General features: G+C 55.6%; 26 protein-coding genes. 11 read left to right on the plus strand and 15 right to left on the minus strand.

What is annotated here, in order from left to right; all coding sequences use genetic code 11:
• Positions 1–87: 87 nt before the first annotated feature.
• Entirely contained in the window at positions 88–1,728 is a 1,641-nt protein-coding gene (locus IB226_RS08000; protein ID WP_192234547.1) for an ATP-dependent endonuclease, read from the minus strand.
• A 137-nt stretch (positions 1,729–1,865) separates the two neighbouring features.
• Between IB226_RS08000 and IB226_RS08005 the strand changes: the two genes are divergently transcribed.
• The 3 genes from IB226_RS08005 to ltaE all read left to right on the plus strand — a co-directional run bounded on the left by IB226_RS08005 (position 1,866) and on the right by ltaE (position 5,656).
• Positions 1,866–2,762, plus strand: a complete 897-nt coding sequence (locus IB226_RS08005) for a lysine exporter LysO family protein (RefSeq protein WP_192234429.1) — start codon at positions 1,866–1,868, stop codon at positions 2,760–2,762.
• Positions 2,763–2,865: 103 nt separating this feature from the next.
• A complete protein-coding gene (gene poxB / locus IB226_RS08010; RefSeq protein WP_192234431.1) occupies positions 2,866–4,587 on the plus strand; it encodes a ubiquinone-dependent pyruvate dehydrogenase in 1,722 nt (573 codons plus the stop codon).
• 67 nt (positions 4,588–4,654) lie between these two features.
• Entirely contained in the window at positions 4,655–5,656 is a 1,002-nt protein-coding gene (ltaE, locus tag IB226_RS08015) for a low-specificity L-threonine aldolase (protein WP_192234433.1), read from the plus strand.
• A gap of 37 nt (positions 5,657–5,693) precedes the next feature.
• Here the strand turns inward: ltaE and IB226_RS08020 are convergent, their stop codons facing one another.
• On the minus strand, positions 5,694–6,518 hold the full coding sequence (locus tag IB226_RS08020) for an N-acetylmuramoyl-L-alanine amidase (protein ID WP_192234435.1): 825 nt from the start codon (positions 6,516–6,518) through the stop codon (positions 5,694–5,696).
• A complete protein-coding gene (locus IB226_RS08025) occupies positions 6,518–6,838 on the minus strand; it encodes a heavy metal-binding domain-containing protein (protein WP_007887640.1) in 321 nt (106 codons plus the stop codon). The genes IB226_RS08020 and IB226_RS08025 overlap by 1 nt, the downstream gene beginning before the upstream one ends.
• A gap of 98 nt (positions 6,839–6,936) precedes the next feature.
• Between IB226_RS08025 and IB226_RS08030 the strand changes: the two genes are divergently transcribed.
• The 6 genes from IB226_RS08030 to artJ (IB226_RS08055) all read left to right on the plus strand — a co-directional run bounded on the left by IB226_RS08030 (position 6,937) and on the right by artJ (IB226_RS08055) (position 11,448).
• On the plus strand, positions 6,937–7,476 hold the full coding sequence (locus IB226_RS08030) for a lipoprotein (protein WP_101760977.1): 540 nt from the start codon (positions 6,937–6,939) through the stop codon (positions 7,474–7,476).
• 239 nt (positions 7,477–7,715) lie between these two features.
• A complete protein-coding gene (gene artP, locus IB226_RS08035; RefSeq protein ID WP_192234437.1) occupies positions 7,716–8,444 on the plus strand; it encodes an arginine ABC transporter ATP-binding protein ArtP in 729 nt (242 codons plus the stop codon).
• Between the two features lie 15 nt (positions 8,445–8,459).
• A complete protein-coding gene (gene artJ, locus IB226_RS08040) occupies positions 8,460–9,191 on the plus strand; it encodes an arginine ABC transporter substrate-binding protein (protein WP_008102446.1) in 732 nt (243 codons plus the stop codon).
• Between the two features lie 6 nt (positions 9,192–9,197).
• The gene (gene artQ, locus IB226_RS08045; protein ID WP_192234439.1) at positions 9,198–9,911 is read left to right on the plus strand and encodes an arginine ABC transporter permease ArtQ; all 714 of its coding nucleotides are present in this window, start codon (positions 9,198–9,200) and stop codon (positions 9,909–9,911) included.
• 2 nt (positions 9,912–9,913) lie between these two features.
• Positions 9,914–10,582 (plus strand): arginine ABC transporter permease ArtM, encoded by a 669-nt coding sequence (artM, locus tag IB226_RS08050; RefSeq protein WP_192234441.1) that lies wholly within the window; start codon positions 9,914–9,916, stop codon positions 10,580–10,582.
• A 134-nt stretch (positions 10,583–10,716) separates the two neighbouring features.
• Positions 10,717–11,448, plus strand: a complete 732-nt coding sequence (gene artJ / locus IB226_RS08055) for an arginine ABC transporter substrate-binding protein (protein ID WP_192234444.1) — start codon at positions 10,717–10,719, stop codon at positions 11,446–11,448.
• A gap of 63 nt (positions 11,449–11,511) precedes the next feature.
• Here artJ (IB226_RS08055) and rlmC read toward each other — a convergent pair whose 3' ends face one another.
• From rlmC to IB226_RS08105, 10 genes are all read right to left on the minus strand, one after another.
• A complete protein-coding gene (gene rlmC, locus IB226_RS08060) occupies positions 11,512–12,648 on the minus strand; it encodes a 23S rRNA (uracil(747)-C(5))-methyltransferase RlmC (RefSeq protein ID WP_192234446.1) in 1,137 nt (378 codons plus the stop codon).
• A 48-nt stretch (positions 12,649–12,696) separates the two neighbouring features.
• The gene (locus tag IB226_RS08065) at positions 12,697–13,164 is read right to left on the minus strand and encodes a YbjO family protein (RefSeq protein ID WP_192234448.1); all 468 of its coding nucleotides are present in this window, start codon (positions 13,162–13,164) and stop codon (positions 12,697–12,699) included.
• A 74-nt stretch (positions 13,165–13,238) separates the two neighbouring features.
• Positions 13,239–14,084: a putrescine ABC transporter permease PotI gene (gene potI / locus IB226_RS08070; RefSeq protein WP_101760983.1), complete on the minus strand. Its 846-nt coding sequence runs from the start codon at positions 14,082–14,084 to the stop codon at positions 13,239–13,241.
• Positions 14,081–15,037 carry a putrescine ABC transporter permease PotH gene (gene potH / locus IB226_RS08075; protein ID WP_101760984.1) on the minus strand — a complete coding sequence of 319 codons (957 nt, stop codon included), beginning with the start codon at positions 15,035–15,037 and terminating at the stop codon, positions 14,081–14,083. The genes potI and potH overlap by 4 nt, the downstream gene beginning before the upstream one ends.
• Positions 15,038–15,046: 9 nt before the next feature.
• A complete protein-coding gene (potG, locus tag IB226_RS08080; protein ID WP_158238594.1) occupies positions 15,047–16,180 on the minus strand; it encodes a putrescine ABC transporter ATP-binding subunit PotG in 1,134 nt (377 codons plus the stop codon).
• A gap of 114 nt (positions 16,181–16,294) precedes the next feature.
• Positions 16,295–17,404: a spermidine/putrescine ABC transporter substrate-binding protein PotF gene (potF, locus tag IB226_RS08085; RefSeq protein ID WP_192234450.1), complete on the minus strand. Its 1,110-nt coding sequence runs from the start codon at positions 17,402–17,404 to the stop codon at positions 16,295–16,297.
• Between the two features lie 372 nt (positions 17,405–17,776).
• Positions 17,777–18,256, minus strand: coding sequence for a YbjN domain-containing protein (locus IB226_RS08090; protein WP_008102469.1), 480 nt, complete (start codon positions 18,254–18,256; stop codon positions 17,777–17,779).
• 87 nt (positions 18,257–18,343) lie between these two features.
• Complete coding sequence (gene rimK / locus IB226_RS08095; RefSeq protein ID WP_110865824.1) at positions 18,344–19,246, minus strand: 30S ribosomal protein S6--L-glutamate ligase; 903 nt, start codon at positions 19,244–19,246, stop codon at positions 18,344–18,346.
• 17 nt (positions 19,247–19,263) lie between these two features.
• Complete coding sequence (gene nfsA, locus IB226_RS08100; protein ID WP_101760988.1) at positions 19,264–19,986, minus strand: oxygen-insensitive NADPH nitroreductase; 723 nt, start codon at positions 19,984–19,986, stop codon at positions 19,264–19,266.
• 16 nt (positions 19,987–20,002) lie between these two features.
• The gene (locus IB226_RS08105; RefSeq protein WP_101760989.1) at positions 20,003–20,254 is read right to left on the minus strand and encodes a DUF1418 family protein; all 252 of its coding nucleotides are present in this window, start codon (positions 20,252–20,254) and stop codon (positions 20,003–20,005) included.
• Positions 20,255–20,435: 181 nt separating this feature from the next.
• Between IB226_RS08105 and IB226_RS08110 the strand changes: the two genes are divergently transcribed.
• Complete coding sequence (locus IB226_RS08110) at positions 20,436–20,699, plus strand: GrxA family glutaredoxin (RefSeq protein WP_192234452.1); 264 nt, start codon at positions 20,436–20,438, stop codon at positions 20,697–20,699.
• 33 nt (positions 20,700–20,732) lie between these two features.
• On the opposite strand, the gene ybjM is transcribed toward IB226_RS08110, so the two are convergent.
• Positions 20,733–21,104, minus strand: a complete 372-nt coding sequence (gene ybjM, locus IB226_RS08115; RefSeq protein WP_192234454.1) for an inner membrane protein YbjM — start codon at positions 21,102–21,104, stop codon at positions 20,733–20,735.
• A 254-nt stretch (positions 21,105–21,358) separates the two neighbouring features.
• Between ybjM and IB226_RS08120 the strand changes: the two genes are divergently transcribed.
• Positions 21,359–23,047 (plus strand): aspartate:alanine antiporter, encoded by a 1,689-nt coding sequence (locus IB226_RS08120; RefSeq protein ID WP_192234456.1) that lies wholly within the window; start codon positions 21,359–21,361, stop codon positions 23,045–23,047.
• A 146-nt stretch (positions 23,048–23,193) separates the two neighbouring features.
• Here the strand turns inward: IB226_RS08120 and IB226_RS08125 are convergent, their stop codons facing one another.
• Positions 23,194–23,898, minus strand: a complete 705-nt coding sequence (locus IB226_RS08125; RefSeq protein WP_192234458.1) for a response regulator transcription factor — start codon at positions 23,896–23,898, stop codon at positions 23,194–23,196.
• Position 23,899: the final 1 nt, after the last annotated feature.

Consider the following 23,899-nt stretch of genomic DNA (forward strand, 5'->3'; position numbering starts at 1 on the left):
ATGCTGTTTCACGTATTCTGACCACTCCCGAAAAAAAATGCCAGCCGCAGACGCTGGCATTTTTATTTGGCGCATCTCACCCTTTCCTCAATCCGCCCGGCCGCGAGCCAACCACATCACGCGCGCAAACAGCTGATCCAGCAACGGCGGAATCGCCTGTGGCCCGCGTTCAGCCGCAGCCATCGCAACGGCAATCGCCAGCTCAGGTTTCGAGCTGTGCTGAATGGCTTTACTAATAATACGCCGCGTGTTCATCGGCGCGTTTAACGGCAGGTGCGCCGTCTGGTAATAAACATCGCTGAAACCCTGCTTATAGAGAAAATGTTCGATATCCGGTGCCGGAAACTGCGTGAGATGATCGCTTTCCCGTGCCGCCGACGGCAGCTGGCTGCGGGCAGTCGCCGCATATTTGCTGCCCGCCTGGTCGCCGTCGGTCAGCACATGCCAGGCGATGCCCATGCGTTGGGCGAACTTCAGCAGCGGTTTCAAGCCCGATTGCGCAAACTCAATGACTTTCACTCCTTCCGCCGCGAAGTGATAGCCACGCTGCCGCGCCAGTTCATTGATAATCCACACTTCGGTCTCGCCTTCCACCAGCAGCCAGCAGCGGGCAAACAGCGCCGACGGACGATTCACGCGGATGTGGAAACCGATACGGCGACTCTCTTCAGCACTTAAACCTTCAGGCCCAATGCGCCATGCCGCCACCCGCGTGGATTCACGCACCAGCCGACACATATTTTCCAGTGGCACCTGCGATAGCAGTTCACCCGAGTTGGTGGTGGCGATTTTTTGTAGCGGCATCAGTTCCAGTAAATTCCACGCCACCGACAGCATAATGGGATGCAGCCGCGTCTCCGGATCTTCCACCAGCAGCAGCGGATGCGCGCCCGCCGGCAGCTGTTCATTGCCGTGCGCCTGAATCAACAGCGAGAACATGTGCAGCAGAATCACCTGACGACTGCGTGATTCGGTGCCGGCAATCAGGTGATTAAGTTTATCCAGCGATCGCCAGCCTTCGCTGCCATCGCGAACTTCCGGTGCCACGCGCGGCGCGCTGCTGCCTGACTGCTGCACCAGAAAATAGTGTTCCAGCAGCTGCTGCATAGTATGCAATCCCTGACGCAGCAGATCGTCACTCAGCGTTTGCGGACGCACCACCAAATCGCGCGTCAGCTTTTCCACTTCCTGCGCCAATGCCGTCAGCGTCGTCGCGCGCCGCTCCGCATCGTTGTCAGCATGGCGGTTACGACGGCCAAAACGCGCATCGCGTAAACGCAATACCGGATAATAAGCGCGCAGATGTGCCAACGCTGCGTCGGTGCCTGCCGCTGGCAACACATCGTTATGCTGATCGATGAAACGCCAGCTGGTTTTTACACCCTGATCCTGACGTTTAGCACGCGTGCTGAAACGGATATAGCGGCCATGCTCATCGTGCTGCCAGAAGGGCTGAAACAACGCACTCTCATCATCGCTCTGGGCACGAAAACGAAATACCAGCTGCAACTGGCGCATGCGGGCATCAATATCGCCGGGCGGGAAGTGAAAGTCGTGTTCGGTAAACTGATAAGGCTCGGCGGCGGGCGCCAGCAACAGCGTCAATGCATCGAGCAGGCTCGATTTACCCCAGGCATTTTCCCCAATCAATACATTGGTGTTGGTCAACGGCAATGACAGCCGATTAATACCGCGAAAACCGTGAATATCGATATGTTCCAGAATCATCATACATTCCATCTGCTACTTTGCCTGAGCATGGTCCGCCACGCTGCGTTGGTCAAGTCAGCGCCAGGGGAAAAGGTTTACACTTCAACCGTTTTTCGCTAGCGTGGCAGCCCGCAAATCATGGATAGAAACCTCACATGTACGGATTGATTATCATCCTTTTGCCGCTGATTTTCGGCTATCTGCTGCCGCTGCGCCACACCACGCTTTTACAGGCGGTTGCCCGCACGCTGAGCGCGCTGGTCTACATCATTCTGTTCTTTATGGGCACCAGCCTGGCATTTCTCGATAACCTGAGCAGCAATTTGCTGGCCATTTTCCACATCGCGCTGGTGAGCATGCTGAGCATTCTTGCCTGCTCGCTACTGGCGCTGTGGCTGCTGGAGCGACGCTGGCCTTGGCGTCATCAGCACAAGCCACAAGCGCTGCCGTCGCGTCTGCATATGGCGCTGGAGTCGCTCAAGCTGTGCGGTTCGGTGCTGGCGGGCTTTCTGCTCGGTTTGAGTCAATGGGCGCCGCTGCGTAACGCCTCGACCATCAGTGAATACGCCTTGATACTGATGCTATTGCTGGTCGGTATTCAGCTGCGCAGCAGCGGCATGACGCTGCGTCAAATCACCATCAACCGTCGCGGCATGCTGGTGGCGCTGGTATCGCTGTGCAGTGCGCTGGTGGGCGGCGTAATGGCCGCGCTGCTGCTGGATCTGCCGATCAAAACCGGCCTGGCGTTAGCCAGCGGTTTCGGCTGGTATTCGCTCTCCGGCATTCTGATGAGCGAATCGTTCGGCCCGGTGATAGGCAGCGCCGCCTTCTTCAACGACCTGCTGCGTGAGCTGATCACCATTATGCTGATCCCGCTGCTGATAACCCGTCAACGCAGCATGACGCTGGGCTTGAGCGGCGCAACCTCGATGGATTTCACGCTGCCAATCCTGCAACGCACCGGCGGCCTGGAGATCGTGCCCGCTGCGATTGTGCACGGTTTTATTATGAGTTTGCTGGCGCCAATCCTTATCGCCCTGTTCTCGGCATAACGCATTTTTTCACGCCTGCACACCAGCTTCATCGTCTACGCTTTCTGACTGACACGTTTTCGCCATCGGCATGGATGGCTCAACACCAGAAAGGAGCATAACGATGAAGCAAACTGTGGCGGCAATGCTGGCAAAAACTTTGGAAAACGCCGGCGTGAAACGCATTTGGGGCGTCACCGGTGACTCTCTCAACGGGCTGAGCGACAGCCTGAATCGCATGGGCACCATCGAATGGATGCCGACGCGCCATGAAGAAGTGGCAGCCTTCGCGGCCGGCGCTGAAGCACAAATCAGCGGCGAATTGGCGGTATGCGCCGGTTCCTGTGGACCGGGCAACCTGCATCTCATCAACGGCTTGTTTGATTGCCACCGCAATCACGTTCCGGTTTTGGCCATCGCCGCCCACATTCCTTCCAGCGAAATTGGCAGCGGCTATTTTCAGGAAACCCACCCACAAGAATTATTCCGCGAATGCAGCCACTATTGCGAGCTGGTTTCCAATCCGGAGCAGCTGCCGCAGGTGCTGGGCATTGCGATGCGTAAAGCGATTCTCAATCGTGGCGTATCAGTGATTGTGATCCCCGGGGACGTGGCGTTGCAGCCGGCCCCGGAAAGCGCACGCAGCGAATGGTATCCGCCGCAGTTGCCGCACGTGGTGCCAACCGCCCGCGAAGTGGCCGCGTTAGCTGAAACGCTGAATGCAGCGAAAAATATCACCCTGCTGTGCGGTAGCGGTTGCGCTGGCGCGCATGACGAAGTGGTGAAGCTGGCAGAAACGCTGAAAGCGCCGATTGTGCACGCGATGCGCGGTAAAGAGCACATCGAATATGATAACCCTTACGATGTCGGCATGACCGGATTGATTGGCTTCTCTTCTGGTTTCCACGCCATGATGAATGCCGATACCTTAGTGCTGTTGGGGACGCAATTCCCCTATCGCGCCTTCTATCCGGCCGATGCCAAAATCATTCAGATCGACATCAATCCGGGCAGCCTTGGCTCACACAGCCATGTGGATATGGCGCTGGTGGGTGACATCAAAACCACCTTGCATGCTCTGCAGCCGCAGCTCACCAGCAAAACCGATCGTCAGCATTTGGACAAAGCGCTGGAGCATTATGTCGATGCGCGCAAAGGGCTGGACGAACTGGCCACCGCTAACGATAAGCTGGCGATTCACCCGCAATATCTGGCCCAGCAAATCAGCGAATACGCCGATGACGACGCCATCTTTACCTGCGACGTCGGCACGCCAACCGTGTGGGCAGCGCGCTATCTGAAGATGAACGGCAAACGTCGTTTGATCGGCTCGTTCAATCACGGTTCGATGGCCAACGCCATGCCGCAGGCGTTGGGCGCGCAGTCGCTGGACAAGCAGCGTCAGGTGGTGGCGCTGTGTGGCGACGGCGGTTTTAGCATGTTGATGGGCGATTTCATTTCGGTGGCGCAGCTCAAGCTGCCGGTGAAACTGGTGATCTTCAATAACAGCGTGCTGGGCTTTGTGGCGATGGAGATGAAAGCCGGTGGCTATCTGACCGACGGCACCGACCTCGAAAACCCGGATTTCGCCGCCATCGCCGCCGCCTGCGGCATCAAAGGCATTCGCGTCGAGAAAGCCTCCGATCTTAACGGCGCGCTGCAGGAAGCCTTTGCGCACGATGGCCCGGTGTTGCTTGACGTGATTACCGCCAAAGAAGAGTTGTCGATGCCGCCGCAGATTAAAGCCGAGCAGGCCAAAGGTTTCAGCCTCTACATGATGCGTGCCATTCTGAATGGACGCGGTGATGAGATCGTGGAGCTGGCGAAAACCAACTGGCTGAGGTAAAACAATTCAGGCCAGACATGATGATAACGCGGGCACTTCGCCCGCTTTTTTATTTCAGGAGAGCGACGTGATCGATCTACGCAGTGATACCGTAACCCGCCCAAGTGCTGCCATGCTCGATGCCATGATGGCAGCCGAAACCGGCGATGATGTCTACCGCGATGACCCCACCGTATACGCACTGGAAGTCGAAGCCGCACGCTTGAGCGGCAAAGCCGCCGCCCTGTTCTTCCCCACCGGCACGCAAGCTAATCTGGTTGCGCTGCTGTGTCACTGCCAGCGCGGCGATGAATATATCGTGGGTCAGCAGGCGCACAACTACAAATATGAAGCCGGCGGCGCAGCGGTGCTTGGCAGCATTCAGCCACAGCCAATTCTGCATGCGGAAGATGGTTCCCTGCCGCTGGCGGAGGTGGCCGCCGCCATCAAACCCGACGATTTCCACTTCGCCCGCACCCGTCTTCTGAGCCTGGAAAACACCCATCACGGTAAAGTGCTGCCGCTCAGCTATCTGGAGCAAGCGTGGACTCTCACCCGCGAGCATAAGCTGGCGCTGCACATTGATGGCGCACGTATTTTTAACGCCGTGGTGGCACAGAATGTGGAGCTGGAAGCGATTGCGCGTTACTGCGACACCTTAACCATCTGCCTGTCAAAAGGCCTTGGCACGCCGATTGGTTCGCTGCTGTGTGGCGATGAGGCCTACATTGAGCAAGCGCGTCGCTGGCGCAAAATGACCGGCGGCGGCATGCGCCAGTCGGGCATTCTGGCCGCGGCGGGGTTGTATGCGTTGAAGCACAATGTCGCGCGTCTCAAAGAGGATCATGATAATGCGGCATGGTTAGGCGAGCAGCTCAGCGCCATCGGTGTTGAAGTGCTCAATCAGCACACCAACATGCTGTTTGTGAAGGTGCCAACAGAGAAAGTTGACGCGCTGAAAAGCTGGATGCAGTCGGGCGATGTGCTAATCAGCGTTGGGCCCGTAACGCGTATTGTCACGCATCTGGATGTCAGCCGTCAGGATCTGCAACGGCTGGTGGCGCACTGGCAGGCATTCCTGCAGCAGTAAACAAAGGGCCGCCATTTATGGCGACCAATGCCGCGTATCACTGCGCCGCACCGTACTTCGCTAATAACGCGCGGGCGATCGCCAGGGTTTCTGCATCGGCGATGCCGCGATAATCACGCGGGCGGAAATGCATTTGAAACGCCGCAATCAGCTTGCGCTGCATTTGCGGCGTGGTCGCCGCCGCCACGTCGTAGCCATAGCGCTGCAGCACATCCAGCAGTTCTGCCTGATCCACGCCTTCATCCGCCGCGCGTCCGTTAAGATAGCGCTGCACCGTTGCCTGCTCGGGCCAAGCGCCTAAACCGTGCTCTGCCAGCTGCTGCCAGGGAAACAGCGGACCGGGATCCTGCTTACGCTGCGGCGCGATATCGCTGTGCCCGACCACATTTTCCGCCGCGATGCCGTAGCGCTGAGTGATATCTTTGACCAGCGCCATCAGCGCGCTGATCTGCTGCGGCGTAAAGGGCTGCCACTGCAAACCCGTTAAGGTTCGACGATAACCACTGTTGACGATTTCAATACCAACCGAAGTGTCATTAATACGCGTTGCGCCGCGCCAGAAACTCGGGCCTGCGTGCCACGCGAGTTGGCTTTCCGGCACCAATTGCCACACCACGCCCTTGCCGTTTTTATGCGGCGGATTCTGCGGAATCAGGTAGTGCGCGCTAACTTCCCGATCGGTCAGCGTCGCCAGCGAATTGGAGAAATCCTCAGCGGTGTAATGAATCACCACCACCTTAATACGCGGCCGCGCGCCCTGCGCCGGATGCGCGGTATCCACCCAGTAACCGTGGCGCGCTTCAATCGATGACTGACAAGCGCTGAGTAACAGCGCCATCGCCAGCAGGACAACCACGCGCATTAGCGAATAATCACGGCGGTGCCGGTGACGCTCACCATCAACATGCTGCCCTCTTTGCCGACAGTTTCGTAGTCGATATCGATGCCCACCACCGCGTTGGCGCCGAGCGCTTTCGCCTGCTCTTCCAGCTCTTTAAAGGCGATCTGGCGCGCTTTGCGTAACTCTTTTTCGTAGGCGCCAGAGCGGCCACCGACGATATCGCGGATACCGGCGAAGAAATCGCGGAAAATATTGGCGCCGAGAATCGCTTCACCGGCGACCACGCCGCAATATTCACTGATGCTGTGTCCTTCCAGCGTGGGCGTTGTAGAAAATTTCATGGTGTTCTCCTTTTCTGAATCAGCTCGTAGCGCTTAAAAGCAAGGCTATACTCTATGCTAAAAATGGCGCTTTGCCAGTGAACAATAAGGAAATCGAGATGAGAAACAATGCCTTTGCGCTGCTTATTCCTGCAGCGTTGCTGCTAAGTGCTTGTACCACCGTTGAGCCAGTGATTAAGGATAATGGCCCGCGCACCGCTGCCTGCGTTGACGGGGGTCCGGACAGCGTGGCGCAACAGTTCTACGATTTACGCGTCAGCCAGCCGACGCAAGGTTTGCCAGACAGCAACACGCTGGCGAAATATCGCCCTTACCTGAGCGATCGCCTGTATCAAAAGCTGCTGAGTGCCAGCAGCCAGAATCCGAAACCAGCGGCGTGGACCCGCGGCGATCTCTTTTCCAGCCTGGCGCAAGGCCCAACTTCAGCGGACGTGGCCAGCGCATCCACCATTCCTAACCGCGACGCGCGCAATATTCCGCTGCGGGTTGAGCTGAGCCGCGACAGCAAAACCTGGCAAGATGAAGTGCTGATGATCCACGAAGGCACCTGCTGGGTGGTTGATGATGTGCGTTATGTCGGCCAGGTGCCCCACGCTGGCGGCGGTTCGCTGACGCAGCTGCTGGAAGCGAAAAAGTAACCGTTCACTTTTCCCGCCGTTAATACCATTGTTTAGCGCGCCGCATCCTTGCGGCGCTTTTTGTTGATATTTTGTGAACAAAATAGGGCTCGCCAGCCCTCATCCACCTTGAGTTGCGCGATTTTGTGCTACGCTTTGGAGGTTTCACTGCTCTTTAATAAATATTAACCCACCACAATTGCATAACTATTCTGGTGACGTTAAAATCCGCGACACTAATTACTATTCATTTTTTGCGCATGAGTATTCAACTAAACGCCATAAACTGTTTTTACGGTACCCATCAGGCCCTGTTCGATATCAACCTGGCTTGTCCGCAGGGTGAAACGCTGGTGTTGCTCGGCCCGAGTGGCGCGGGTAAAAGTTCGCTCCTGCGCGTCCTCAACTTGCTGGAGCAACCGCGCTCCGGCAGCCTGCAGATTGCCGGCAACCAGTTTGATTTCACCAAAGCCCCTTCCGACAGCGCGATTCGCGAGCTGCGGCAGAACGTGGGCATGGTATTCCAGCAATATAATCTGTGGCCGCACCTGAGCGTGCTGCAAAACCTGATTGAAGCGCCGTGCCGCGTGCTCGGCCTCAGCAAGAACGCCGCGCGTGCGCGTGCTGAAAAGCTGCTGGACCGTCTGCGCCTGACGCCTTACGCCGATCGCTTCCCGCTGCATCTTTCCGGCGGCCAGCAGCAGCGCGTAGCGATTGCCCGTGCGCTGATGATGGAGCCGCAGGTGCTGCTGTTTGATGAACCGACCGCTGCGCTCGATCCCGAAATCACCGCCCAGATCGTCAGCATTATTCGTGAGCTGGCACAAACCAACATCACACAAGTGATCGTGACGCATGAAGTGGAAGTGGCGCGTAAAACCGCCAGCCGCGTGGTGTATATGGAAAACGGTCACATTGTTGAGCAAGGCGATGCCAGCCACTTTACACAGCCGCAAACCGACGCGTTTGCTAATTATCTTTCGCATTAAGTCAGGATGCTTCTAATGAAAAAAGTTGTAATTGCTGCCCTCCTTGCTGGCCTGAGCCTGAGCGCTTCAGCGGCACAGACATTGCGTTTTGCTACCGAGGCTTCTTATCCTCCGTTTGAATTCGTCGACTCTGACAACAAAATTCAGGGCTTTGATGTCGATCTGGCTAACGCGCTGTGTAAAGAGATGGATGCGACCTGCACCTTCACTAATCAGGCGTTCGACAGCCTGATCCCCAGCCTGAAGTTCCGTCGTTTTGACGCGGTAATGGCAGGCATGGACATCACGCCAGATCGTGAGAAGCAAGTGCTGTTCTCCAAGCCGTACTACGACAACTCTGCCATCTTCATCGCGCAGAAAGGCAAAATGGCTGACGTGGCCGCGCTGAAAGGTAAACGTGTAGGCGTGCAGAACGGCACCACGCACCAGAAATACCTCTCTGACAAACACAGCGACATCACCGTTGTGCCTTACGACAGCTACCAGAACGCGGTGCTGGATCTGAAAAATGGTCGTATCGATGCGGTATTCGGTGACACCGCCGTGGTCAACGAGTGGCTGAAGCAGAACGCCAACCTCGCGCCGCTGGGTGAGAAAGTGACGGACAAAGATTACTTCGGTACCGGTTTAGGTATTGCCGTGCGTCAGGGCAACAGCGAGCTGCAGGGCAAGTTCAATGCGGCGCTGGAGAAGATCAAAGCTGACGGCACCTACAAAACCATCTACAGCAAATGGTTCCAGCAGTAATTTCTGATGAATGAAATGATTCCACTCGCAAGCGCCGCCGGTATGACCGTCGGCCTTGCCGTTTGTGCACTGATCGCCGGCCTTGTGCTGGCGATGATTTTTACTGGCTGGGAATCGCTGCGCTGGAAACCACTGGCGTGGCTCGGTACCGCGCTGGTCACACTGATTCGCGGCCTGCCGGAAATTCTGGTGGTGCTGTTTATCTATTTCGGCGCCTCACAGCTGCTGCTAACGCTCTCCGATGGCTTCCACATCAATCTCGGCCTGTTCGCTATTCCGGTGCAGGTGCAAATTGAAAACTTCGACGTCAGTCCCTTCCTGTGTGGTGTGATTGCGCTGGCGATGCTCTATTCCGCTTATGCGTCACAAACCCTGCGCGGCGCGCTGAAAGCGGTGCCGGTGGGTCAATGGGAATCGGGCCAGGCGCTGGGCATGAAGAAGTCGGCGATTTTCCTGCGCCTGATCATGCCGCAGATGTGGCGTCACGCGCTGCCCGGTTTGGGTAACCAATGGCTGGTGCTGCTGAAGGATACTGCGCTGGTATCGCTGATCAGCGTGAATGACCTGATGCTGCAAACCAAAAGTATCGCTACGCGCACGCAAGAGCCGTTTACCTGGTATCTGGTGGCGGCGGCGATCTATCTGATTATCACGCTGTTCAGTCAGTTCGTGCTGCGCCGCATTGAATTGCGCACCACGCGTTTCGAGCGGGGGGCTTAAGCATGCTGGATTACTTACCCGAGCTGCTGAAAGGGCTACACACCAGCCTGACGCTGACCGTGGCATCGCTGATTGCGGCATTGGTGCTCTCTGTACTTTGCACCATCGTGCTGGCGCTCAAAGTGCCGGTGCTGAATTGGCTAGTGAAAGGCTATATCACGCTGTTCACCGGCACGCCGCTGCTGGTGCAGATCTTCCTGATTTATTACGGTCCCGGCCAGTTCCCCAGCATCCAGAACATTCCCTGGTTGTGGCATCTGCTGTCGCAGCCGTGGCTATGTGCGCTGCTGGCGCTGTCGCTCAACAGTGCGGCTTATACCACGCAGCTGTTTTACGGTGCGGTGCGCGCCATTCCGTCCGGTCAATGGCAATCCTGCGCGGCGCTCGGCATGAACCGCAAAGATACGCTGCACATTCTGCTGCCGTACGCCTTCAAGCGCGCCTTGTCGTCCTACTCCAACGAAGTGGTGCTGGTATTCAAAAGTACCTCGCTGGCCTACACCATTACGTTGATGGAAGTGATGGGCCACGGACAACTGCTGTATGGCCGCACTTACGATATCTCGGTATACGCTGCCGCTGGCCTGATCTATCTGGTGGTTAACGGCTTGCTGACGCTGATGATGCGTCTGGTCGAGAAGCGTGCGCTGGCATTTGAGCGTCGTAACTGATTTATTCCCTGCGGGCGCACTAAAAAAGCGCCCGCTGTTCGTTTAAATTAATAAGCAAAAATATTGCATATAAATTCATTAACTGGCATCGTGTAACCCGTTCCGTCTCTGGCATGGTTTACAGGAGTTACATAATGAAAAAATGGATCGTTGCTGCTGCGCTGGCAACTCTGGCAATGAATGCTTATGCGGCGGAAAAAATCCGCTTCGCCTCTTCCGCCACTTATCCCCCGTTCGAATCCCTTGATCACGACAACCAAATCGTGGGCTTCGATATCGATTTGGCAAAAGCACTGTGTCAGCAGATGAAAGCGGATTGCACCTTCACCAACAACGCCTTCGATAGCCTGATTCCGTCGCTGAAATTCCGTCGCTATGACGCAGTGATTTCCGGCATGGATATCACCGCCGATCGCAGCAAGCAGGTCGATTTCACCCAACCTTACTACGCTAACTCGGCGATTGTGATTGCGCATAAAGGCCAGTTCACCGACTTCAGCCAGCTGAAAGGCAAACGTATTGGCGTTGAGAACGGCACCACACATCAGAAATACCTGCTGGAGAAACATCCGGAGGTGATTGCGGTGGCGTATGACAGCTATCAGAACGCGATTCTCGACTTGAAAAACGGTCGCCTGAACGGCGTGTTTGGTGATACGGCGGTGGTGAATCAGTGGCTCAAGGCCAATGACGATCTTAGCGCGGTAGGCGAGCACATCACCGATACCGACTTCTTTGGCACCGGTTTAGGTATCGCGGTACGCAAAGGCAATGCGCCGCTGCTGAACGAGCTGAACAGCGCGTTAGTGGCATTGAAAGCCAACGGCACCTGGCAGCAAATCAATCAGAAGTGGTTCCCGGAATAAGCATTATGGGATGGCGGAGCGTGCTGCCTGCCAGGTTCTGCACGTCCTCCGTGCAGGTGAACGTTACGCCGTCCCACCCTTCTTGCTCAGCAAGCACAGCACTTCAAAATGCGCGGTATGCGGGAACATGTCGAACAGCTGCACGCGGCTCACGTCATAATCAGCCAGACGCGCGATATCCTGCGCCATGCTGCTGGGATTGCAGCTGGAATAGAGAAGGTAATCCGGCGCCATCTCACTGAGATAAGCACACAACTCTGCGCCAATACCGCGACGTGGCGGATTCACTAATACCAGCTGCGGCACCGCTTCCCGTGAAGTGGCGAACTGCGTGGAATCCAGCGCGGCAAAACTCACTTTTTCTAATCCCAGCTGCTGCGCCGACTGCTGCGCACAGGTGATGGCTTCAGCATTGATTTCGATGCCGGTCAGCTGCATTTCGGGCGTTGCGCAGTGCAGGCCAAATCCCCCAACGCCACAAAACAGATCCCACATGCTGCTCACTGGCAACTGCGCGACCCAATCGCGTGCGGTGGAATAGAGATCGGCCGCAACCTGTGGATTGGTCTGGAAGAAGCTTTGCGGGCGAATATAGAGCGGCACCTGATTAAAGCGCTCCGCCAGCGCCTGATCCGGCGTCAGCGCAATCTCTTCGTCGCCTTCAAGAATCGCCATATGCACCGGCTGAATATTAGCGGAAATCACCTTCAGCTGCGGCAGCTGCTGTTGCAGCCACGGCAAGGCGTCGCGCAGCTGCTGCAGCTTGCTGGTGGAACGCAGCACAAAACGCAGCATCATGCCGCCCTGCGTACTCTCCGTCAGCAGCAGAAATTTCAGCTCACCGCGTTTACGCGCCACGTTGTAGGGCGTTAAACCGGCGCGGGCGATAAAAGGTTTGAGCTGCGCGAACACCGTACTGAAGCTGTCAGGATAGAGCGGACAAGCGCAGAGATCGACCGGTTCACCGTCGCGCGCCACCATGCCCAAAATCGGCCGCTCCACGCTCCCGCTGACTACCATTTTGGCCTTATTGCGAAACCCTTGCTGCGCGGATTGCACCGGCGGCAGCCATTCGTCCACCGGCTTCTCAGCCAGCAGTTGTTCCAGCAGCGACTGCTTGTCGTTGAGCTGTTGCGGATAGGGTTTTTCCAGCCACTGGCACGAACGACAGCGACCGGCATCATAAAGCGCGCAATGCATGCAAATGCCTGTAGTCAGAATCGGGAGAAAAAATGGGGGGCGATTGTATCACCGGCGCCGGAAAAAAGCGCGACTGCTGGCCGGCACAAACAGCAGCCCTAATACCAACACATCCGGGAGCTTTTGCAGCAGCGTGTGATGAATGATCTGCGCATTACTTTCACCGGGAATGCTAAAAATTTCCGGGTAGATCCAGCCCACCGATGCCATCAACATGTAGATCAGCACAATGATTTGCGTCGCGACATAGCCCCAGCGCCCACGATTGTTGCCGCGCATCAGAATAAAGGCGCAGCGCAGTTCAAACAGGAAAATCAGCTGGCTAGCGATAAAGATCAGGGTGGAATCCCAGGCTTGCGCGCTGCGATGCACGAAGTTGGCGAGTTCGTCGTAACCCAGTTCGTTGGCCAGCATCAACACGCTGAGGCAACGCGTAATAATGATAGCGCTGCCCGCCACCATCACGGGCACCGGTGTAGCGTCAATCATTGAACCGTGTTTCAGGGTTTCCGACATGGTGTCGCTCCGTAACCATAATAAAACGGGCCGATAAAATCAGCCCGTTCTTATAGTGACAAATGTTACGGCTTTCAGCCACGTTTTGCTTTCTGAATATCGCGTAAACGCTGCTTTTCTTCGTGCGCCATAAAGCGCCAGGCGATAAAACCAACTAAACCGACGACAAACAGAATCAGCGAGGCTAAAGCGTTGATCTCCGGATTGACGCCACGACGCACGGTGGCGAAAATCGCCATCGGCAAGGTGGTCGCGCCTGGGCCGGTCACGAAGCTGGCAATCACTAAATCGTCCAGCGACAAGGTAAACGCCAGCAGCCAGCCGGTAACGATCGCGGGCGCGATCATCGGTACGGTGATCACGAAGAACACTTTCACCGGCGTTGCGCCGAGATCCATCGCCGCCTCTTCAATTGAGCGATCCAGTTCACGCAAACGCGAATTGATCACCACCGCCACGTAAGCAGTACAGAAGGTCACGTGCGCCAGCCAGATGGTCAGCATGCCGCGATCGCTCGGCCAGCCAAGGGTGTTGCCCATCGCCACAAATAGCAGCAGCAAGGACAAACCGGTGATCACATCAGGCATCACCAGCGGCGCCGTCAGCATAAAGGCGAAGCCGTTGTGTCCACGGAAGCGGCCAAAGCGCACAATCACCACCGCCGCCATGGTGCCGAGCACCACCGCCATGGTGGCTGAGAGCGCGGCGATGGTCAGGCTGAGTCCCACCGCATCCAGCATCGCCTGATCCTGGAACAATACGTTGTACCAGTGGAACGAGAAGCTCTCCCATACCGTGACCAGCGGCGAACTATTGAAGGAATAAACCACCAGTAGCAGCATCGGCGCATAGAGGAACATAAAGCACAGCAGCAGAATCACAGTGCGCCACGGAGAGCGAATAGTCGGTAACTGGCTCATTCTTTCTCTCCCACTTCACGATTCTGATGCTTGTGGAACCAGATAATCGGCAATATCAGAATCAACAGGATGATCACCGCCAGCGCGGACGCTACCGGCCAGTCACGGTTGTTAAAGAACTCCTGCCACAAAATACGCCCAATCATGATGCTGTCCGGACCGCCGAGCAGTTCCGGGATCACGTACTCGCCGACCGCCGGAATAAACACCAGCATTGAGCCGGCAATAATCCCGCCTTTGGTCAGCGGCACAATCACGCTGAAAAAGGTCTTCAGCGGACGTGCACCGAGATCCAGCGAGGCTTCCACCAGCGAATAATCTATACGCGTCAGCGCGGTATAAATTGGCAGCACCATAAACGGCAGATAGCAGTAAACGATCCCGATATACACCGCCGTGTTGGTGTAGAGGATCACCAGCGGATGATCGATCACGCCGAGCCACATCAGGAAGCGGTTGAGAATGCCGTTGTTGTTGAGCAGGCCCATCCACGCGTAAACGCGCACCAGGAACGAGGTCCACGATGGCAGGATCACCAGCAGCAGCAAAATAGTGCGCATTGACGGCTTGCTGTGCGCCACCGCCCACGCCAGCGGATATCCGATCATCAGGCAGATAATGGTGGAGATGCCCGCCACTTTCAGCGACGTCAGGTACGCATCGGCATACAGCGGATCGTCGGTCAGCGTGAAGTAATTACCGAGATTGAGTACCAGATTGAGCTGACCATCGGCCCAGGTGACCAAATCGGTGTACGGCGGAATAGCGCGCGCAATATCGGCAAAGCTGATCTTCAGCACGATCAGGAACGGCAGCAGGAACAGCAGGATCAGCCACAGATACGGCATGGCAATCACCAGCTTGCGGCCATGCTGCATCTTGATGCGCGTCGCCCAGCGCTGCAGCGGCGTGCCCACCACTTCGGGCTCGCTGCGTTGAGAAATCTGGCTCATATCGCCCCCTTAAACCGTCAGAACCACACAGCTGTCGGCGTCCCAGCAGAGACGCACTTCATCGCCCCACGTTGGCGCGCCTTTGCGGTAGCGGTGGGCGTTTTGCAACTGTGCGCTGATCATCTGGCCGCTGCGCAGGCGCACGTGATAAATCGACAGGTCGCCGAGATAGGCGATATGCACCACTTCACCTACGGCAAAGTTACAGCCATCGGCAGGCACCTCTTCGCACAGCATCACTTTTTCCGGACGCAGCGCCACATGGACCGGCACGTTATCGACGACAGAAACATCGGTCTGCACTTTCAGCGGATGCACCAGGCCCGGCGCATCGATGATCAGCGCGTCTTCACCGCGTTCGCGCAGTAAGCCTTCGAACACGTTTACCGAACCGATGAACTCGGCGCTGTAGCGGCTGGTGGGATGCTCGTAGATCTCTTCCGGCTCACCAATCTGCACAAATTTACCGCGGTTCATGATGGCGATGCGGCCCGCCATGGTCATCGCTTCTTCCTGATCGTGCGTCACCATTACGCAGGTAGCGCCGACGCGCTCGAGAATATCGACCACTTCGTGCTGCATGCGGTCACGCAGCTTTTTATCCAGTGCGCCCATCGGCTCGTCGAGCAGCAGCAGTTTTGGCCGCTTCGCCAGGCTACGCGCCAGCGCCACACGCTGACGCTGACCGCCAGAGAGCTGATGCGGCTTACGCTTCGCGAACTCCTGCATATGCACCAGCGACAGCATCTCTTCAACGCGGCTGCTGATTTCGCCTTTCGGCAGTTTGTCCTGCTTCAGGCCAAAGGCGATGTTCTGCTCCACCGTCATGTGCGGGAACAGTGCGTAGGACTGGAACATCATGTTGATCGGGCGCTGATACGGCGGAACATGGGAGAGATCCTGGCCATCCAGCACAATCTGGCCGCTGGTGGGCGGTTCGAATCCCGCCAGCATGCGCAGCAAGGTCGATTTACCACAGCCGGATGCGCCCAGCAGCGCAAAAATCTCACCTTTGTAAATGGTCAGACTGACATCATCCACGGCGTGCTGGCCGTCAAAAGATTTAGTCAGGTTGCGAATTTCCAGCAGCGGCGTCATCGCCTTAGCCGTTTTATTTGGGGGGCGGGGAATCGCGTCGTTCACTAACATTTCTCCGGCGCTAAAATCGCGCGGCACAGCCAGCCGCTAAAAATGGCACAACAGAGGCCATTACTGCGCCTCTGCTGTCGTCTTCAGGCAATAATCGTTCAGAACGAATTACTTACCACTTTTTACTTTAGTCCATGCACGGGTGCGCACACGATCCAGTTTCGGATCCTGGACCTTGAGCACAAACAGTTTGGCCATGGCATCCGGCGTTGGGAAAATGCCCGGATTGTTGCGCACGTCCGCATTGATCAGCGGCAGCGAGGCTTTGTTACCGTTGGCATAGTTCATGTTGTTGGAAACATTAGCGATGACTTTGGGATCCATCATGTAATTAAGGAATTGGTAGGCGCCTTCCACATTTTTCGCGTCTTTGGGAATCGCGAACATGTCAAAGAATGCCAGAGCGCCCTGCTTTGGCACGATATAGCCGACATGCACGCCGTTGTTGGCTTTATCCGCACGATCTTTCGCCTGCAGGATATCGCCCGACCAGCCAATCGCCACGCAGATGTTGCCGTTCGCCAGGTCGTTGATGTACTGCGACGAGTGGAAGTAACGGATGTTCGGACGCAATTTCAGCAGCAAATCAGTGGCTGCGCCAGAGTAATCTTTCACGTCAGAGCTGTTGGGATCTTTGCCAAGGTAGTTCAGCACAGTAGCGAAAATCTCTTCCGGCGCATCAAGGAAGGAAACCCCACAGCCTTTCAGTTTTTCCAGGTTTTCCGGTTTCAGCACCAGATCCCAGCTATCCAGCGGCACATCTTTGCCCAGTGCGGCTTTCACTTTATCGACGTTATAGCCGATGCCGGTGGTGCCCCACAGATAAGGAATCGCAAATTTGTTACCCGGATCGTGCTGCTCCAGTTTCTTCATCAGATCGGGATCAAGGTTTTTGTAGTTCGGCAGCTTGCTCTTATCCAGCTCCTGGAATACGCCGGATTGCAGCTGACGCGCGAGGAAGCTGGACGACGGCACCACCACGTCATAACCGGTGCTACCGGCCATCAGTTTACCTTCCAACACTTCGTTGGAATCAAAGACGTCATACACCACTTTATCGCCGGTCTGCTTTTCGAAGTTCGGCACGGTATCCGCCGCGATATAATCGGACCAGTTATACACATGTACCGTACTGCCTTCGGCCTGCACACCGCCGGCCGCAGCCATCAATGCACCAGCAACCACACCTGACAACCATTTTTGACGTTGGTTGAACATGTTTTACTTCCTCCTGAGCGGGTCATCACAACGCTGCATACACGGCGATCCGGACGTTGCGTTTTCTGTTAAATCACAGGCACACAATGAATCAATATTCAGCGGGAGTTTAATAGCAAAAACCTATACCTGCGCTGAGGTTGCACGTCTCAAGCAGCCCCGCAAGAATAGCCCCCCCGCACCACCTTCACCAGATCCCAGCTTAAAAAACGCCTTTTTGCGATGAGTTATGCATGTTTCTGCTATGGGGTTTGGCACTAGTGGCATAAAGCACGACTAATATCTGGCAATAAAGGGCAAAGTGCAGAATAAAAAGTGGTGGGGCAAACATGAAAACTGCCGCAAAAAGCGGCAGTTAGCGAGGCGGGGAACTCAGTGCAGCATCGCGTGGCTGCTGGAGCTCGGCTGTCGCTCCTCTTCTTCTTCAACCACCAGCAGGTGATTAGCAAAGGCTTCCATGATCACCATGGAAACGCCCTCTTCACTCTGCTTCATAAAGTGGGAGAACTGCCCGAAGGTTAATCCGGCGCTGGTACTGATCGACTGGCAGACAATCAGCTTCGGCAGATTGTCGTCCTGAATATCAACAAAGGCTTTAATCGTTAGCGAACTGGCATTGATCTGCGAGAGATCGCCCACCAGCGGAATCAGCGCCGTAGGTTTTACTTCTGCCAGCGCGGAGAAGAGGATAACGTTATCCACCAGGTCAATTTTTGCATCAAACACCCCGTCAAAATTCTGCATGTGCGGCAGGTGCAGTGCCTGACAGGCATCGCATTCGAACCAGGTGATATTTTGTTGATCCAGCCAGCGACGCAGCACGTCAATGTCCGGAACGACCAGTGAATCCATCGTAATATCCTGTGGGGTGAAGAAATAAGCGCCTTAGCTTACGGAAAAACCGATCTGGATGCCACGAAAACCGCTGAAAAGCGCCGGTTAGCCGCCGGTTTTAGGACGATAGCCGGGGCAAGCGTGCTGCTCAATCCACGTGATCATCATGGTGGCGATATCTAAACCGGTAATGCCCTCAATCCCTTCCAGTCCCGGTGAGGCGTTTACCTCCATAACCAGCGGACCACGCTGGGCGCGCAGGATATCCACACCGGCCACTTCCAGCCCCAGCGTGCAGGCGGCTTTCACCGCGATTTTGCGCTCCTGTTCAGTGATCTCCACCGCACGCGCTTTGCCGCCGCGATGCAGATTGGAACGAAAATCGCCCTCTTTCGCCTCGCGCTCAATCGCCGCCACCACTTCATTGCCAATCACCAGGCAGCGAATATCGCGCCCTTGCGCTTCCTTGATGAACTCCTGCACCAGAATATGGGCATTGAGGCCACGAAAGGCGTCAATCACGCTCTCCGCTGCCTGCCGCGTTTCCGCCAGCACCACACCGATGCCCTGTGTGCCCTCCACCAGCTTCACCACCAGCGGCGCACCGCCCACCATCGCGATCAAATCATCAGTATCATCCGGCGAAGAAGCAAAACCGGTGATCGGCATATCAATGCCCTCACGCGCCAGCAGCTGCAGCGAACGCAGTTTGTCGCGCGCGCGGGTAATGGCCACCGATTCATTGAGTGGATAGCTGCCGCGCACTTCGAACTGACGCAGCACCGCGGTGCCATAAAAAGTGGTAGCGGTGCCGATGCGCGGGATCACCGCATCAAAATGCCCCAGCGCCTCGCCGCGATAGTGCACCGCAGGCGAATCGGAATTGATGTTCATGTAGCAGGAGAGCGGATCGATCATCTGCACTTGATGGCCACGCTCCTCCGCGGCGTCGCGCAGACGCTTACACGAATAGATCGATCCATCGCGAGTGAGAATGGCCATTTTCATTGCAGAGTTCCTTGTGCTTAGCGCGTCGCCCAGCCCTGCTGATGCAGGTAATCCAGTATGAAGGGACGCGTTTCTTTGATAATCAGACGCTGAATCAGCTGACTCCAGGTTTCGGAACGCTGGTTGCTATCACGCTGCTGATAATAGGCGGTAATTTGCTCATCGTATTGCGCCAACAGATTTTTATCGACTGCATGATAGCGGTTTTCATGTACCAGCATCGCGTGCGGCATGCGGGGTTTAACATCGGGTGTATCAGCCGGATGACCGATGCAGAAGCCGAACAGCGGCAGCACAAACTTCGGCAGTTCAAGCAGCTCGGTCACTTCAGCGATGCTGTTGCGAATCCCGCCAATAAATACGCCGCCAAGGCCCAGCGATTCCGCCGCCACCATGGCATTTTGCGCCATTAGCGCGGTATCAACGCAACCGAGCAGCAGCTGTTCAGCACGCCCCAGTTGCGCATCCGGGCAGATCTGTTGATGACGATTGAAATCCGCGCAGAACACCCAAAACTCCGCCGCTGCGCTGACCCAAGGCTGGCCGCCGGTCAGCTGGACCAGCTGCTCGCGCTTAGCGGGATCGGTGATACGAATAATTGAGGAGCACTGTAAAAAGCTGGAGGTCGAAGCCGCTTGTGCCGCTGCAATGATGGCGCTGCGTTGCGCCTCGTCAATGCCCTGTTCGGTAAAAGCGCGAATGGAACGGTGGCTGCACAGTAAATCGATAGTCGGCGTCATAAATTCTCTCCGGTGGTTACTTCTTTTTGTTGGAATGATTGAACAATTGCGGGGCCATCGCCTTCGCCGTGCGCCACATCATCATCCATGCCGCAGGCAGCATCAGCGCGATGCCAAGAAAAAACAGCAGCGTCGCCAGCGGCTTTTTGGCGATAAAATCAGGTGCGCTCACCCAATCGTTGGTAAGCAACAAGGCGCCAATGACGGCAAGCACGCCGAGCACTTCGAGTAGCAACACGGGTTTGGGTAATGTGGCGAGATTACGCATGCGATGGTTCCTTGATTGTTCTTTCAGCGTTAGCCGCATTTTACCCAATGTATAGGCGGTAAATATTAGAGTAACAGGTATATTCTTCTTCCTTTAAGCAGGATGGGCGGGCATGATGTGACGCATTATTCACGCTGTGATGTGATTCTAGTCACAAAACAGCAGCGGAAGGAGAGAAGCAATGATTGCAGTGATTTTTGGCCGTTCTAGCTGCCCTTACTGCGTACGTGCGAAAGAGTTGGCGGCTAAGCTGACCAGCGAGCGCGACGATTTTAACTATCAGTACGTGGATATTCAGGCCACCGGCATTACTAAAGCCGATCTGGAAGCCCGTGCCGGCAAGGCGGTGACAACCGTGCCGCAGATTTTCCTCGACGATCAGCACATCGGTGGTTACACCGAATTCGCTGCCTGGACCAAAGAAAACCTGGGTATCGAAGCCTAAGAGAACGGGCCTGCGGGCCCGTTTTTGCAGGTACTATTCGGCTCGCATCGCCAGCATAATCCGCAGCAAGCGCACCAGCAGCGCACCACAGCCCGCCCAAAACAGCGCACTCAAACTCCAGGCCACAATCAACAAGCCGCTGTGCGTCATTGGCACCGCCAGCATCAACCACATAATACCCAGCAGCGTACCGCCTAGCGCGACCCACAAGGTGCTGATAAGCGGACTTTCCGGCTGCAGTAGCGCCATCAAACATCCCGGCAGTAAAAACAGCAGTAATTCTGGCTGTCCGCGAACGGCTTGTTCACTGGCGGCGGACCAGAAATGATGTGCATAAATAAACACCAGCGTATAAAGCATCACGCCCAGAATGGATGCTGGCCAGCGATTATTGCGCTGCAACATAATTATCCTCAACTTTGACGTTAACAATTATGAAACTTTTACTGCCCTGATGCGCACGACTGGAAATAAAAAGAAACAGCTGGAGGCGAAAGGAATGAAAACTGCCGATAGCTGAGGGTGTTAATTATGATTAGAATGACGCCGCTTTAGATTTCGGCTTGAACGCTTTTGTTGCAAGAACCTTAACGTTCGGCACAAGATAGCGAAAAAAGTCCCTCTCATCAACTGGTTACAGGTTAAGAAGAAGTTAAACCGTGAACATTAACGTCGCAGAATTGTTAAGCGGAAATGACGTTCTGTTATTATTTGTCGTTTTAGCCCTCGGACTCTGCTTAGGTAAATTACGCCTCGGTTCGGTCCAACTCGGTAATTCCATTGGAGTCCTGGTTGTTTCGTTGATTTTAGGTCAACAGCATTTCGCCATTAATACTGACGCATTAAGTCTTGGCTTTATGTTGTTTATTTTTTGTGTTGGCGTGGAAGCCGGGCCTAACTTTTTCTCGATATTTTTCCGCGACGGTAAAAACTACTTCTTTCTGGCGATTGTCATGGTTGTCAGCGCGCTGTTAATCGCCCTGACGCTCGGCAAAGTATTCGGCTGGGATATTGGTTTAACCGCGGGCATGTTGGCCGGTTCAATGACCTCAACGCCGGTGCTGGTGGGTGCTGGCGATACGTTGCGGCAAAGCATCAGCGACAGCCATCAGCTCACCTTGATGCAGGACAACCTCAGCCTCGGATATGCCCTCACCTATCTGGTGGGTTTAGTCAGCCTGATTTTTGGCGCCCGCTATCTGCCGCGCCTGCAGCATCAGGATCTGCCGACTTGCGCGCAGCAAATCGCGCGCGAGCGCGGCCTCGACGCTGATAGCCAGCGCAAAGTGTTTCTACCGGTGATCCGCGCGTATCGCGTGGGTCCGGAACTGGTGGAGTGGAGCGGCGGTAAAAACCTGCGCGAGCTGGGCATTCATCGCCAGACCGGCTGCTACATCGAGCGTTTGCGCCGTAACGGTATTCTCGCCAGCCCAGACGGTGACGCGATGCTGCAGCTGGGCGACGATATCTCGCTGGTGGGCTATCCCGATGCGCACGCGCGTCTTGATCCCAGCTTCCGTAACGGCAAAGAGGTGTTCGACCGTGACCTGCTGGATATGCGCATCGTCACCGAAGAGATTGTGGTGAAAAATCACAACGCGGTGAACAAGCGCCTGAGTCATCTCAAACTGACCGATCACGGCTGCTTCCTCAACCGGGTGATTCGCAGCCAAATCGAAATGCCGATCGATGACAGCATTATGCTAAACAAAGGCGATGTGCTGCAGGTAAGCGGCGAAGCGCGTCGCGTGAAAAGGCTGGCCGATCGCATTGGCTTTATCGCCATCCACAGCCAAATCACCGATCTGCTGGCCTTCTGCGCCTTCTTTATCGTCGGCTTGATGGTCGGGATGATCACCTTCCAGTTCAGCAATTTCAGCTTCGGCATCGGTAACGCCGCTGGATTGTTGTTCGCAGGCATCATGCTGGGCTTTATGCGCGCTAACCATCCTACATTTGGCTACATCCCGCAGGGTGCGCTAACGATGGTGAAAGAGTTTGGCCTGATGGTGTTTATGGCGGGCGTTGGTCTGAGCGCGGGCAGCGGCTTGCAGCACGGTTTCGGCAGCGCCGGCGCGTTGATGCTGCTAAGTGGCTTGCTGGTGAGTTTGCTGCCGGTGGTGATTTGCTATCTGTTCGGCGCTTACGTGCTGCGTATGAACCGCGCGCTGCTGTTTGGTGCCATCATGGGCGCGCGCACCTGTGCGCCAGCGATGGAGATCATCAGCGATACCGCGCGCAGCAGCATCCCAGCCTTGGGCTATGCAGGAACATATGCGATCGCGAATGTTTTGCTGACGCTGGCCGGTACCCTGATCGTGATAATCTGGCCGCTTTTGCCTTTATAAAAATATTTTTGCGCTGTCCAGAACTTTCTTCTGGGGTCGCAGTCTGAATAAGTGCCACTGCTTTTCTTTGAAATCCCCAAATTGTGGAGCCCGCCGGTCACTGACTTGCGGGTTTTTTTATGGCTGCGATTTGGCGGGTTAACTACTTATCGGCGCTGCCGCTGCAACGAATCTCGCAGGTGCGAGAGGTCATTATCAGTTTTCAGACCCAACTTGCGCATCCCTGCCTGTTTCTGACCGCTGATGGTCTTGATGCTGCGGGAAAATTTCTCAGCAATTTCAGTTACGGTCATTCCTTCCAGCAAGCAGTGCATCACGTCCTGTACTTTTGGCGACAAAACGGAAAGCTGAGACGATGCAGGCAACGATTGTAATTTTTGGCTTGGTGCCCTATCCGCCTTCACTACGCGTTCATGAATTTGTGCCAGCTGCATTGCCATAAGCGGCTCAAGATAGATGTTACCGCTGCCAGCAACCTGCACCGCATTCAGCAACTCGCCCTCTGAAGCCGTTTTACTGATAAATCCACTGGCACCGTAACGCAAAGCCTGCGCCACCGTCGCACTGTTGTAAAAGTTTGACGCCACCAGTATGCGCATATTTGGATTACGCCTATGCACTTCTCTGATGAGTATTAGGCCGTTAGTATCTTGCGGCGCAAGAGCATGGTCCATAATCAACATATCTGCTTCCTTCGTGGCAAACGACGCCCACAAATCCCGACTGTGACTAAAAATGCCCATTACTTTTAGTGTGGGTTCCTGCGTTAACACCGCATTAAGTCCACGCAAAAAAATGGCATGATCGTCCAGCAGATAAATACGCAGTGGTTGTGTGCGGCTGAAAGTCATT

It is taken from the genome of Pantoea sp. PNT03 (genome assembly GCF_014852515.1).
Lineage (GTDB): Bacteria > Pseudomonadota > Gammaproteobacteria > Enterobacterales > Enterobacteriaceae > Pantoea > Pantoea leporis.